Source organism: Ruegeria atlantica (assembly GCF_013032005.1).
Classification (GTDB): Bacteria; Pseudomonadota; Alphaproteobacteria; order Rhodobacterales; family Rhodobacteraceae; genus Ruegeria; species Ruegeria atlantica_A.
Window position 1 is genome coordinate 51,260 of record NZ_WQBE01000014.1, and the last position, 13,438, is coordinate 64,697.

General features: G+C 56.9%; 10 protein-coding genes. 2 read left to right on the forward strand and 8 right to left on the reverse strand.

All coding sequences use genetic code 11. The features are described from left to right. The first annotated feature begins 4 nt into the window (after positions 1-4). Positions 5-1,189 (forward strand): alpha-hydroxy acid oxidase, encoded by a 1,185-nt coding sequence (locus GOX21_RS19460; RefSeq protein ID WP_170379469.1) that lies wholly within the window; start codon positions 5-7, stop codon positions 1,187-1,189. Further along, the gene (gene dld / locus GOX21_RS19465; protein ID WP_170379467.1) at positions 1,186-2,880 is read left to right on the forward strand and encodes a D-lactate dehydrogenase; all 1,695 of its coding nucleotides are present in this window, start codon (positions 1,186-1,188) and stop codon (positions 2,878-2,880) included. Before GOX21_RS19460 ends, dld begins: the two co-directional genes overlap by 4 nt. On the opposite strand, the gene GOX21_RS19470 is transcribed toward dld, so the two are convergent. From GOX21_RS19470 to GOX21_RS19505, 8 genes are all read right to left on the reverse strand, one after another. Then, entirely contained in the window at positions 2,856-4,394 is a 1,539-nt protein-coding gene (locus tag GOX21_RS19470; protein ID WP_170379465.1) for a M81 family metallopeptidase, read from the reverse strand. The genes dld and GOX21_RS19470 overlap by 25 nt on opposite strands. After that, positions 4,394-6,040: an amidohydrolase gene (locus tag GOX21_RS19475; protein ID WP_170379463.1), complete on the reverse strand. Its 1,647-nt coding sequence runs from the start codon at positions 6,038-6,040 to the stop codon at positions 4,394-4,396. The genes GOX21_RS19470 and GOX21_RS19475 overlap by 1 nt, the downstream gene beginning before the upstream one ends. 11 nt (positions 6,041-6,051) lie before the next feature. After that, positions 6,052-6,975, reverse strand: a complete 924-nt coding sequence (locus GOX21_RS19480) for an oligopeptide/dipeptide ABC transporter ATP-binding protein (RefSeq protein ID WP_170379461.1) — start codon at positions 6,973-6,975, stop codon at positions 6,052-6,054. Then, positions 6,972-7,952, reverse strand: a complete 981-nt coding sequence (locus tag GOX21_RS19485) for an ABC transporter ATP-binding protein (protein ID WP_170379459.1) — start codon at positions 7,950-7,952, stop codon at positions 6,972-6,974. Before GOX21_RS19485 ends, GOX21_RS19480 begins: the two co-directional genes overlap by 4 nt. Continuing rightward, on the reverse strand, positions 7,949-8,806 hold the full coding sequence (locus GOX21_RS19490) for an ABC transporter permease (protein WP_170362625.1): 858 nt from the start codon (positions 8,804-8,806) through the stop codon (positions 7,949-7,951). Before GOX21_RS19490 ends, GOX21_RS19485 begins: the two co-directional genes overlap by 4 nt. Before the next feature lie 12 nt (positions 8,807-8,818). After that, positions 8,819-9,757, reverse strand: coding sequence for an ABC transporter permease (locus GOX21_RS19495; protein ID WP_170351176.1), 939 nt, complete (start codon positions 9,755-9,757; stop codon positions 8,819-8,821). An 87-nt stretch (positions 9,758-9,844) separates the two neighbouring features. Continuing rightward, entirely contained in the window at positions 9,845-11,410 is a 1,566-nt protein-coding gene (locus GOX21_RS19500) for an ABC transporter substrate-binding protein (RefSeq protein WP_170379457.1), read from the reverse strand. A gap of 21 nt (positions 11,411-11,431) precedes the next feature. Next, positions 11,432-13,408 (reverse strand): CocE/NonD family hydrolase, encoded by a 1,977-nt coding sequence (locus GOX21_RS19505; protein WP_170379454.1) that lies wholly within the window; start codon positions 13,406-13,408, stop codon positions 11,432-11,434. Positions 13,409-13,438: the final 30 nt, after the last annotated feature.

Consider the following 13,438-nt stretch of genomic DNA (forward strand, 5'->3'; position numbering starts at 1 on the left):
CGTGATGCGTCTGAGCCAATGCCACAACTTTCATGACTTTCGGCGGCTGGCCAAAAAGCGGCTGCCGGGGCCCATCTTTAATTATATCGATGGCGGTGCGGATGACGAGGTGACGTATCGCGAGAATACAAACGCATTTGACCGCTGCGATCTGCTGCCCTCGGTTCTGCGCGGGGTATCGGATGTTGATATGTCCGTCACAGTGATGGGTCAAAAGCTGGACATGCCCGTCTATTGTTCGCCCACGGCACTGCAGCGCCTGTTCCACCATCAGGGCGAACGCGCGGTGGCCGCAGCGGCCGAGAAATACGGCACCATGTTTGGCGTATCGTCACTGGGCACCGTATCGCTTGAAGAGCTGCGGCAAAAGCACAAGAACCCGCAAGTCTATCAATTCTATTTCCACAAGGACCGCGACCTGAACGCCGCCATGATGCAGCGCGCCAAAGAGGCCGGTGTCGAAGTCATGATGCTGACCGTCGACAGCATCACCGGCGGCAATCGCGAGCGTGACCTGCGCACCGGCTTTTCGATCCCGTTCCGGCTGACGTTGGGGGGTATGATCCAGTTCGCAATCAAGCCGATGTGGGGGATCAACTATGTGACCCACGAGAAATTCCGCCTGCCGCAGTTAGAGGAACATGTAGACATGGGTGGAGGTGCGAGTTCGATCGGCGGGTATTTCACCGACATGCTGGATCCGTCGATGACCTGGGACGACGTCGCTCAGATGGTGCGGGATTGGGACGGTCAATTCTGCCTGAAAGGGATCATGACCGTTGAAGACGCGCGTCGCGCGGCCGAGATCGGATGCACCGGGATTATCCTGTCAAACCATGGCGGTCGTCAGTTGGACGGCTCGCGCACGCCGTTCGACCAACTGGCCGAGATCGTCGATGCGGTCGGAGACAAGCTGGACGTGATGATGGACAGCGGTATCCAGCGCGGAACCCATGTGTTGAAGGCGCTGTCACTGGGGGCAAAGGCCGTTGGGGTAGGGCGTCACTATTTGTATCCGCTTGCCGCTGCGGGGCAGGCAGGTGTCGAACGCGCGTTGGGATTGATGCAGGCCGAGATTGAACGCGATATGAAACTGATGGGTGTGACACGTATCGACCAGTTGAACCGCAATAATGTCCGGTTCAGGGACACTGCGCCCACTTTGAATGTGCAAAGGGACGCAGCATGACCAATGAGGACCTGATCGGGACGTTCCGCGCCATCGTCGGCTCTCGCCATGTCCTAACCGACAAACGCGCGACTGAACGGTTTTGCCGCGGCTTTCGCTCGGGTGAGGGCGAGGCATTGTGTGTCATCCGACCGGGTACGCTGTTGGAACAGTGGAGGGTGCTGCAAGCCTGCGTCGCGGCGGATAAAATCGTCATCATGCAAGCGGCCAACACCGGCCTGACCGAGGGCTCGACCCCGTCCGGCCACTATGACCGAGATGTGGTCCTGATAAACACCCGCCGGATGGACACCCTGGTTCCGTTGAATGACGGCGCGCAGATTGTCAGCTTTCCGGGTGCCACACTTTTCGCACTGGAAAAACTACTGGCTCCGCTGGGACGCGAGCCGCATTCGGTAATTGGGTCGTCCTGTATCGGGGCGTCGATTGTTGGTGGGGTCTGCAACAACTCGGGAGGTTCCCTAGTCGAACGCGGCCCAGTTTACACCGAACTTTCGGTCTATGCCCGGATCACCGAACAGGGTGATCTAGAGTTGGTCAATCATCTGGGTATTGATCTGGGCGAGACGCCCGAAGAAATTCTGACCAATCTGGACGCCGGAACCTTCAACCGGACACCAGAATCCTCTAATAAACGCGCCTCGGCCAGTGACTATGCGCTGATCGTGCGCGATGTGGATGCTCAAACGCCTGCGCGGTTCAACGCCGACAAGGGAAAACTGTTCGAATCCGCCGGGTCTGCTGGAAAGTTGGCCGTATTCGCCGTGCGCCTTGATACCTTTCCCCAGAACGATGCTGAGAAGGTGTTTTACATCGGTGCCAACGATACCGGTGATCTGGCCGCCCTACGCCGCCACATTCTGTCCGAGTTTAAAGTCTTGCCAGTGTCCGCAGAATACATGCACCGCGACGTGTTCGATATTACTGCGCGCTATGGCAAGGACACGGTCGTGATGATCGATAAGCTAGGCACTGACCGCCTGCCGATGTTTTTTGCCATGAAAGGGGCTGTGGATGCGCGGTTGCGACGGGTTCCGTTCCTGCGCAATTTTACCGACCGCTTCATGCAAATGGCAGTGGCGCTGTGGCCACGAGTTCTACCCAAAAGAATGCTGGGTTTCCGCGACCGATTTGAACATCACCTGATCCTTAAAATGAAGGATGCCGGGATAGATGAAGCGGCAAATTGGTTGCCCGACTTTCTGGAAGATCGTGACGCCGACTTCTTTGAATGCACAGCGCGTGAGGCCAAGATTGCGGGGCTTCACCGTTTCGCCGCTGCGGGGGCCGCCGTGCGCTATATGGCCATTCACGCAGATGAGGTCGAGGACATCATCGCCTTGGACGTTGCCCTGCGACGCAATGATCAGGATTGGCTGGAAATCCTACCACCCGAGATAAGTAATCAGCTTGTCCACAAGCTCTATTATGGACATTTCATGTGCCACGTGATGCATCAGGACTATGTGGTTCGAAAAGGGGCGGACCCTAAGGCATTGAAGGCGGCGATGCTCAAATTGTTTGATGCGCGCGGCGCGGAATATCCGGCCGAACACAATGTGGGCCACCTGTATGCCGCGAAACCCGATCTGGCGGCACATTACAAATGTTGTGATCCCACCAATTCGTTCAACCCCGGAATTGGAAAGATGTCCAAAGCACGGAACTATGTCGGGGTTGCACCCGAATAGCCAACAGTGTCGGAAACGTCGTCAGCAGCAGACCCAGCAGCGATGGGCAGCCTTCTGGTGATACGGGTGTAGGGGATTTTTTTCAGGTCGCAGAGAAAGGTACCTGGTGAAGAAACCGCAAAAACCTCTTCTGCAATAGGTTCGAAATCTGCTCGGAAATGGGCTGTACTCTTCACGCAAATCACCGAATAACTCGTTGGATTTAAACCAATATGCGTGAAATGCGCGCGATCCAGGCATTGGTTGCGTATACTTGTGACGACAAGATCAATCTCGGCCTTGTGCCCAACCAACCGAAGGGCCGCCGTCTTGCCGAGCGTTGCAATGCCACCACCATACATTTCACCCGTATAGCGACATGTGCCATCACCCAATGCCAGAACTTCAAACTCTGCTTTGACCGGAACGTGACCCGCCAAGTTGGATTTTGCACCAATAGCCAGATTGACCAATGCACCTTCACCCGCCGCATGGGCTTGCTCTGCGCTTTCGGGATCATTGAATAGGCCCATCAAAACGTTTGTGACTCCACCCTCTATCAGGGCTGCCAGCAATCCAGTGGTGTCAGACGTCCCACCCGCACCGGCGTTGTCCTGAACATCAGCCAATACAACCGGCTTTTCCCGTCTTTGGCGGCCTGTCAAAATAGCCTCTTCCAGAGACAGCATGGAACAATCAAGGCGGGTTTCCTGGGCCAAAAACAAGTTGACGATATCTTCAACGGCAGCGGCCGCTTTATTCGCTGTGGTTGCGTAGGCAACGCAGGACGGGCCAGTGTCGGGAAAATCCGCCGCCGTAAAGCCAAGCGCGATTTCTGTCAGTACATCCTGCTGCTCGAATCTTGCTGGCAATTGATAGATTTCGTCGAATGGCGCAGAGCCGGTATATTGTGCATGCAGCGGAATAAGATATGGCACCGCTTGAAACGCTTTGCTCAGTGTTTCACCTGCAAGCAAGCGCTGTAGCACAGGAACGCACCTTGCGCCTGTTTCCGCCATATCCAGATGAGGGTAGGTGCGAAAGATCGACAGGTAATCTGCGTGTTCAACCATCTGAGCCGAGATGTTGGCATGCAGGTCCAAACTTGCCACCACTGGAATTTCTGGGCCCACGAGATTGCGGACGCGACGCAAAACCTCTCCCTCACCATCAGCTAGGCTTTCGGTGACCATCGCGCCGTGCAGATCAAGATACACGCCGTCAATCTGACCCGCAGCGCGGATTCCATCCAATAACATCCCGCAAATCGTTTCGAATGCGTGATCGGTTACATGAGCAGACGGCTCTGCCGAACACCACAGTATCGGCACGACTTCAAACCCTACTGCGGTAGCCGCCGCAGCAAAACCTGCGGCGGGCAGGTTCATGCCAGCCGTTTCCGAAACAACCTGCGCGCCCAGCAGCATACTAGGCCAGGAATCCGCCATCTCAAACTCGGCCAGACCAGCCTTTGTCACACCATAGCAATTGGTTTCATGCTGAAACCCCGCGATCGCGATACGCTTGGCCGTCATTAGGTATGCTCGACTTCTTGTTCGGTGGGCAGTGCTGAAAATACTATTTGACCATTGCGAATTGTTTCCAGCACCCGTGTGTCTGTCAGGTGATCCGGGGCGTGCAAGGGGTTACGCGAAAGAATGGCGAAATCAGCGACCTTACCCGGCTCGATAGACCCGCGCTGATCCTCTTTGAAGACTTGCCAGGCTGCGTCGATAGTTTGTGCGCGTAAGGCCGACAGAACGCTGATCTTCTGACCCTCGCCAAGCATACGGCCCGAAGCGGTTTTGCGATTTACCGCGCAATGGGCCAAGTGGATCGGACGTGTCGGCGTGACCGAGGCGTCGTTGTGGATCGTGTATCGCACGCCGAACTTTTCCGCTGACGCCGCAGGGGAAATTCGCGCAGACCGCTCGGGCCCCAGGAAGGTGTCAAAGTGGCGATCCCCCCAAAAATACACATGAGCGGGAAAGAAGCTGACGGTCAGGCCAAGCTGGGCCATACGCCTTAGCTGATCATCCCGCAGGGCCTGACCGTGGATAATGGTATGGCGATGATCTGCGCGGGTGTGCGCCTGCAGGGCTTTTTCAACCGCATCAATGAACATCTCGGCGCCGGCATCGCCATTGCAGTGGCAATGAATTTGAAGACCTTTTTCATGAAGCCTGCGAACGTCAGCATCCAGCTGCTGTTGCGAGGTGTAGACCATTCCGCATGGATGATCCGAATCTATCGGTCGATAATAGGGGGCCGACAGATAGGCGGTCTGCAACTGAAACGCCCCATCCGTGAACAGCTTGCGCGGACCCAGTGTAAAATGTTGGTTGCCGGGCCAATTCGCGCCGATCCAATGCGAGCTTAGTTCGGGCTCCAGGCTTGCGATGGGTAAAAGCTCGATGTCTATTCCCGGGTCCTGATCTGCGGGCAAGCTGGCAAAGTGATCCAGCATGGCTTGCGACGTCCAAGCATTCTGCGCATAGGTCACGCCGTGGGCCAGGTATTCGTCACGACAGGCATCAAATCCCTGCCAGAATCTTTCCCGGTTGATAAGGAAATCCGTGTCGCCCATCTCACCCATGGCCGATAGCCCTTCGATCAACCCCGTTAAGGCGCCGGTATCGGGATCGCGACCAAAGCGGCCACCTTCCGGGTCAGGGGTATGACGGTTTATCCCGCGCCTCTCGAGTGCGACAGAATTTGCGGCCCCGTTGTGACCCGACGCATGGATAACCCAGATGGGATGGCGTAATGATACGTCGTCCAACTCGGCCCGTGTGGGCATTCGGTGTTCTAGAATGGACGTATTGTCAAACGACACCCCCATGACCCATTCACCCTCGGGCGTCGCGTCGGCTTTCTCTCGAAGTCTGTCCAGCGCCTGGGCCATTTGTGTGCAATCCCCCAATGGGGGCGGGGACAGGTCAACACGGAACAGTCGGATAAACCCCGGATCCGGGAAGTGCCCGTGTGGGTCGATAAACGCAGGAATCAGAGTACGCCCCTGCAGGTTATGCTCTTGAACATCAGAAGGCATGCGAGCGCGCAGGTCAGCTTCGGACCCTACCGCCTGGATTCTGTCATCTGCAGTCAAAACTGCCTCAGGCGAAGAGTTCTGTGCATCCATCGTCAGGATTGTGCCATTGAAATAGAGTGTGCTTGGCATTGGACTACCTATTAGGACAGCGGGGCCAGACAACGCAGGCCGTGGCCTTCGCCCACTTCCCATTCTGGTGTCTGGGTGCAGACATCCTTGGCAAAAGGACAGCGCTCGCGGAATTCGCACCCGGAAGGGCGCTTGAGCAGGCTGGGGGGTTCACCTTTAAGGGCGATCCGTTCCAATCGCGCATCCGGGTCGGGCTCTGGGTTGGCACTCAGAAGACAGCGCGTATAAGGATGGCGCGGGTCGTTGAAAATCGTCTCGGTCGTGCCTTCTTCGACCAATCGGCCCAGATACATGATGCCCATCCTGTCGGCCACGTGGCGCACGACGCTGAGGTTATGTGTGATGATAACCATCGCCAGACCCAGCCTTTCACGCAGATCGTTGAGCAGGTTCAGCAATTCGCCCTGCACCGACACATCAAGGCCAGCGGTTGGTTCATCCGCCAGGATCAGCTTGGGTTCCAGCGCCAACGCACGGGCCACGCCCACACGCCGTGCCTGACCGCCAGACAGCTGGTAAGGATAACGATCCGCAAAATGCGTGGGCAGGTTGACCATTTCCAGCAGGCGCTTGGCCTCGGCATCCAGATCGCGGTCTTTCATGCCCTGAATGCGATAGGGTTCTGTGATCAGGCTGCGGATCGTCAAGCGTGGCGACAGGCTGCCGACCGGGTCTTGAAACATCATTGCCATGTCCTTGCGAAGCGGACGCATGACCTTTTCCGGCGCGCCTCGAATTTCCTGGCCTTCGAAAGTGACCGAACCATCCTGCGCCGGGGCAAGTCCCGCAATGGCGCGAATAACCGTCGTTTTGCCAGAGCCACTTTCACCAACCAGCGCGTAGGTCTCGCCGGGTTCTACGGTAAAGCTGACGCCCGCCAGAACATTGACCGGTCCATAGCTGGTTTTAAGGTCCACGACGTTCAGCAAGCTCATGTTGTGGCCTCCTCATGGTTCAGCCAGCACGCAGCATGATGGCCTTCTTTTAGTTGATCCAAAGGGGGCACCTCACTCGCGCAGCGTGCCATCGCTTGATCGCAACGATCTCTGAAAATGCAGCCACCTGGCAGGTTGGCCAGATCGGGCACTTCGCCGGGGATGGTGGGCAAAACGCGGGCGCGTTCCTTGATGTGGCCGGGGTCGCATTCGATCAGACGGCGGGTGTAGGGGTGTTTGGGATTGTGGAAAATCTCACGCACATCCCCGCTTTCGACGACCGCACCAGCATACATCACAACTACCCGGTCGCAGAGCTCCGCAATCACGCCCAGATGGTGCGAGATAAACAGGATGGCACAGTGAAATTCGCGTTGTAGTTCTTGCAGGCGCTCAATGATCTGCACCTCAAGCGTTGCGTCCAATGCAGTTGTCGGCTCATCCGCGATCAACAGGTCAGGTTCGGACATCAACGCCATCGCAATCGCGATCCGCTGGCGCATCCCGCCCGAGAATTCGTGGGGATATTGTTTCAATCGCGCTTCGGGATCGGGAATGCCAACGGCACCCAGCATCTTGGCTGCGTGGGCCAGTTTGTCCGCTTTGGATTGCTTAGATCGGTGCTGAATGTCCAGCATCTGCTGCCCGATGGTCAGAACCGGATTATGCGTTTGCATCGGATCCTGAAAGACAATGGATATATCCGCCCCACGCAGGTCACGCATCTGACGCTCAGAGGCTTGCAGCAAATCCTGCCCCTTGAACCTAACCTCTCCTTCGCGGAAGCGCGTATTGGGCGCGGTCAAACGCAGGATGGATGAAATCAAGGTGGATTTGCCACAACCGGATTCCCCAACAATGCCGACAATTTCACCCTTGTTGACGTTGAAAGTGATATCGCGCAGGGCCTTCAGGTCGCCGCGTCCCGTTTCGTAGTCGACGCTGAGGTGGTCGATTTCCAGAAGTATATCGGTCATCTCTGTTTCCTCAGTTTCGGGTCAACCACGTCGCGCAGGCTTTCACCCAGGAAGGTGAACCCAAGCGTTGCCAGAATGATTGGCAGGCCGCCGCCCACTACCAGCCAAGGCGTCTGGCGGATCAGGGAATAACCGTCCTTCAGTAACGCTCCCCAGCTGGGGGTTGGGGGTTTGACACCCAGTCCCAAGAAGGAGAGGCCAGCCTCAAGCGCGATAACTGTGGGGATGTCCATCGCCGCCAGTACCGCCAGAACGCCAATGATGTTGGGCAGCATATGCACACCCAAGATGCGCGCCATGCTGGCCCCCATCGAGCGTTCGGCCAGAATGAACTCGGAGTTGCGCAGCGTCAGCGTCTGGGTTCGCGCCACTCGCCCATAGGTCGGGATCGAGGTCGCCATGACCACAAACACCACGGTCTGAAGGCTCGGCCCGACGAGGGCCACAACAGCAAGCGCGAACATCACGGTCGGAAAGGACCGAATGGTATCGAAAAACAGCATCAAAAGATTGTCGAGCCATTTCGGGCCGTACCCTGCAATCATACCCAGCGTCAGGCCAATCGCCATGGCACCAAACACAGCAGGCAAAGCCACCTTGAGCGCGACTTGGCCTCCGGCAATCACACGCGAAAACGTATCGCGACCCAGCTGGTCGGTCCCCAGCAAGTGCGCCGCGGACGGTCCTTGCATGCGGGATTTGATATCCATCGCAATCGGGTCATAGGGCACGATCCAGGCCGCGAATATCGCGCAGAACACGATGATGCCAACGATGATCAAGCCCATTAGGCCAAGCGGGTCGCGAGCGACACCGACTATGATCTGGCCCAATTCAGAACGAGATTTTTCCATAACTCCCCCTCCTCAATGAGCCGTACGCGCACGTGGATCGAGCAACGCATTGATCAGATCAGCCAATGCGGTCGACACCACGAACAGCGCGGTGGATACGAGGACCGAACCCATGACAATCGGGTAGTTGCGGGTCGTGATGCTATCGATCACCAACTTTCCCAGCCCGGGGCGGGCAAAGACGATTTCTGCAAAAACGGCCGAGCTGAGAAGAAAGCCCATCCCGACCCCAATCACAGTAACCACTGGCAGTATGGCAATACGCAACGCGTAAACCATGACCACGCGACGTTCGGCGATACCAAAGGCCCGGGCCGTTCGTACATGGCTTTCGCCCATAACTTCCAGCATCGAAGCCCGCACAAGCCTGGCAATATAGCCAACCCAGCTGAGCCCTATGGCAAAGGCCGGCAGGACCAGATGGTCCAGTCGATCCCAGAACCCTTCGCCCGCGCCAATGGCAGGGAACCATTGCAGATGCACGGCAAAAACAAGCAGCGCCAAAAGTGCAACAACAAAGGCCGGCGCGGCAACAAAGCTGACGGATACTGCAGCAGCGATCCGGTCGATCAAAGTGTTAGGATGCGCAGCCGCATAGGCACCAAGCGCAATGCCCAAGCTTGCAGACCACAGGATAGACGCAAAGATCAGCTCCAGAGTGAAAGGCAATTGCTGAAACACAATCTCGGTCACGGAACGGCCCGAGAAGACGTCAGTGCCAAGGTCACCCTGCAGGAGGTTTCCATAGAAGATCAAAAGTTGTTTCCAGATCGGTTGATCAAGCCCCAGCGCCGCAGTTAGCTGAGCCTGAAGCTCGGGCGTGGCGCGAGGGCCCAGCATGATCTGGACCGGATCACCTGGCACGGCGCGGATCATCAGGAACATGACGGTCACCGCCACGAAGAGGATAAGCAGCGACAGCCCGAAGCGACGGGTTGCGAAATTCAGCATGGCCAACTGGCTCCTTGCGGCTTGGTGGCTTTGTTTTTGGTACGGCGAGCGTTACGCGCCCGCCGCACCTCGGTCGACCTGGGGAGATCAGGTCGCCTTGCCGAAATAGCGAAGCAGGGACAGGCCATCCGGCCGCAACGCAGGAATGACACGTGCGCTGTGTATGACCGGTGTCGCCTCGTGGGTGATAAAGCGATAGGCACCGCTATCTTCCATCAAGTCCTGCGCGCGCTGATACATTTCAGCCCGTTTTGCGATATCCGTTTCCGCAGCCGCGGCTTCATGGATTTCGTTGAATTCAGGACTATTGAAACGCTCCCAGTTCCACTTGCCAATCTGTTCGGGCGTAAACCACGACGTCGCATAGTACGGATCTGGGGTCATGGAATAGCGATTCAGTACAAGCTGAAGGTTCTCATTGTCCCCAGACGCCCAGAACGCCCCGGATTCTAGAACATTCACCTCAACCGTGATCCCGATCTGCGCCAGTGTCGCCTGAATGATCTGGGCGGTTGTCGTAAAGGTCGTCTTGTTGAGTGTATCGAGAGTCAGCGTGACATTGGTTTCACCGGATTCCGTCAGCAACTGCGCCGCTTTTTCAAAATTCGCCTCGGGTGGCACAAGCGAAGAAGGTCGATGCCCGGCAAGACCCGGTGCAATGATGCCGGTCGATGGATCAGCGGCACCAAAATAGGCGGCCTCTAGAATGCTGGGTACATCCACCGCGTGCTGGATCGCCTGCCGCAGCTTTTGATTTTGCAGCTTCGGATGCTCGACGTTCATTCCCAACCAGACATAATAAAGCGAGGGTTTTTCAACCAGCGATCCGCCATTCGGAACACCGGCGCGGTACCGCTCGACCGAGCCTAGCGACACACGGGTTACATCCAGCTCACCTGCCTCAAACGCAATCTCGGCGGTGTTTTCATCGTCAATTGGATAAATCTCGACAGTATCCCAGGTCGGCGCATCCCCTTTCCAATCAGGGTTGCGCTTAAGAACCGTCTTTTCCTTGGGTGACCAACTGTCCCGCAGGTACGGCCCGGACTCTGCAACCGGATCAGCCCCGATCCGGCCACCGGCGGCTTCGACTGCCGCTTTTGAGACGATGTTTCCGGTGATATAGGGCAGGGCGATCGACCAGATCGGTGCGAACGGCTTGTTCAGAACAATTGTCCCTTCGCGTTCACCAGTTACTTCAACATGGCTGAATGGTCCCAAGTCGGGCTTGTTCGGACTGTCGGTCGCGTCGTCCACGACCCGTTCCATGCTGAATTTGACATCCTCGGCGGTCATGGCACCAAAACCCTTGGTGAACCCGATATCGTCACGTAGTGCGAATTTGATGTGGGTCGGATCAACCTGCTCAATCATCGTTGCGGCATCCAGCTGCCAGCCCCATTCCTCGCCCGGTTTGTACTGGATCAGCTTGTTGTAGATCGAAGCATGTACTTCCTCTTCAACAACACCAACGGAATGGGCCGGATCCATGTTCTGTGCATCACCATAAGCCCTCACACGCAAAACACCGTCATCTGCTGCAAACGCACGGTCCGCCCACCCCATCGGAAGCGCGGTTGCGGCCCCAAGCGCGGTTGCGCCTTTCAGAAACCCTCGGCGACCGACATTGGCCTTTGTCCATTCGATCTTCATAGTATCCTCCCTTGGATTAATTCACAGAAGCCCGCGCGGAACGGTTTCCGACCATTCCTTTGTCAGAACTTCGATTTCGTCGGCGCCTTCGGTGGCGCGTAGTTTGCGGTAGAGATAGAAATTTTGCGCATCGCAGGTCATGCGGCACTCGGTCGAGATGGCCACCTGCCAATCCGCCCGCTCAAAGGTAAAATTCCAGGCGGTCTCGAAGACGGCGGTGGCGGGATCATCGGGGTGGATACCGTAGTGCATTCGCACATCGCTGCCGACAATCAGATCATGATAAGGATCGCGCGTCTTGCCGTAGTCATCGAACGTTTCCAGAACCACTCGACTATCGTCGGTCATCATGCGTTCGGATTGGGCTGAAGGTGGACGCAAAGGTTCAGCTTCCAGAACCGGATATGTCTGTGCCGGTCCCGGTTCCGAGGCATGAATTTCACGTGTGACCTCGCGCACCGGCAGATGCAGGGCGCAATCTTGCAAGTGCAATGTCACCTCGGCAGAATTCGGCGCCGGCCAGACGATCGGCCAGTAAGATGTAGAAAGGGCCAGCCGCAACACATGGCCCCCGCGCAAGTGATGCGCGCATTCATTCAGGGCTATCTCGGCCTCGTAAATCTGACCTGGCTCCAGCGTTTGCGGCGTCTCATGACTGTGGTAGTGACACAGGTTCAAAGACCGATAGCTGATCCGCTGCGATACACCGTCAGGCGAGACGTCGCACAACCGCGCGACCAGTTGTGCCACTGGTTGATCCACTGAAAATTGAAACTTCAGCTTTGCACGCCCCAGTAACTCTAACGGAGCTTGCAGCTGCGCGCTGTCAAAACAAACCGACAGGGCGTCGTCCCTGGCCTGGTCGCCCGCAAGTTCGTTGTCGATCCGCATGCCTGCACAGAAATACCCCCCATCGGCACCAATATGACAGGGCGACGCGATAGCGACCGTGCCAGACGTCGACTCCTGCGAAAAACCGCCCTTTGTCAGATGCCAGACCTGTTCAGAGACATGAGGCGAAGGCCATGTCGCCTCAGCGATCCAACGACCTTGCCGAGGGCTGTTATGCGCTGTTGGGTTGAAGTGTTCCTGCATGTAGGTCCGATACGCAGGCAAATCCTCGGCGCCGTTTTCTTGCCCTTTCAGCCAGCGATCAAACCAGCCGATGACTTCTGAGTGAAAATCCGCCGGATCGAGTTTCGAGATATGCGCGTAGCGATGTTCCCAAGGTCCAATGACGGCTTTGGCGGGCACGGTCAGGTTTGCGACCAAAGCCGGGGGCGCATTGACATAAGCATCTGCCCAGCCGGTGATGGCCAATACAGGGGTTTGGATCACGGACCAATCCTCGCAAACTGAGCCGTGCTTCCAGAAAGAGTCCCGTGTCGAATGACGCAACCAATCCGCCGCAGAGAATGGGACGTTTTGCAGTCGGGCAAGCCAATCTTCTCGCCAATCCGCGCGAAGTTCAGGATCAGCAGGGCGGGTCAGGTACGCAAACATCTGACTGCCCCAGTTCATATTGTCACTTAGCAGGCATCCACCCATAAAATGGATGTCATCCGCATAGCGATCCACAGTCGAAGCGACACTGACCACGGCTTTCAACGCAGGTGGTTGTCGAAAGGCCAGTTGCAAACCGTTAAACCCACCCCATGATATTCCGACCATACCAACCTGGCCGTCACACCAATCCTGCGCGGCAATCCAAGCTATGACCTCCTCGCCATCACGCAGTTCCTGCTCGGAATACTCGTCGTCGAACTGCCCTTCGCTGTCCCCGGTGCCAGCAATGTCGACGCGGATGCAGGCATAGCCCGCCTCTGCAAATACGGTGTGTGTCGTTTCATCTCTTGGCGCAGTGCCATCGCGTTTGCGATATGGCAGGTATTCCAGAATGGTCGGGGCTGGCCCCGTGCCGGGCAGCCACAGTCGTGCTGCAAGCCGCCGCCCGTCGGCGAGGGCGATCCATGTGTTTTCGATGGTTTCGATTGGCATCTGAGACTTATCTGTTGTGGACCGATACCG

Coding starts and splice junctions, on each gene's coding strand:
- GOX21_RS19460 (WP_170379469.1), top strand. CDS start 5: ATGCGTCTGAGCCAATGCCACAACTTTCATGACTTTCGGCGGCTGGCC.
- dld (WP_170379467.1), top strand. CDS start 1,186: ATGACCAATGAGGACCTGATCGGGACGTTCCGCGCCATCGTCGGCTCT.
- GOX21_RS19470 (WP_170379465.1), bottom strand. CDS start 4,394: ATGACGGCCAAGCGTATCGCGATCGCGGGGTTTCAGCATGAAACCAAT.
- GOX21_RS19475 (WP_170379463.1), bottom strand. CDS start 6,040: ATGCCAAGCACACTCTATTTCAATGGCACAATCCTGACGATGGATGCA.
- GOX21_RS19480 (WP_170379461.1), bottom strand. CDS start 6,975: ATGAGCTTGCTGAACGTCGTGGACCTTAAAACCAGCTATGGACCGGTC.
- GOX21_RS19485 (WP_170379459.1), bottom strand. CDS start 7,952: ATGACCGATATACTTCTGGAAATCGACCACCTCAGCGTCGACTACGAA.
- GOX21_RS19490 (WP_170362625.1), bottom strand. CDS start 8,806: ATGGAAAAATCTCGTTCTGAATTGGGCCAGATCATAGTCGGTGTCGCT.
- GOX21_RS19495 (WP_170351176.1), bottom strand. CDS start 9,757: ATGCTGAATTTCGCAACCCGTCGCTTCGGGCTGTCGCTGCTTATCCTC.
- GOX21_RS19500 (WP_170379457.1), bottom strand. CDS start 11,410: ATGAAGATCGAATGGACAAAGGCCAATGTCGGTCGCCGAGGGTTTCTG.
- GOX21_RS19505 (WP_170379454.1), bottom strand. CDS start 13,408: ATGCCAATCGAAACCATCGAAAACACATGGATCGCCCTCGCCGACGGG.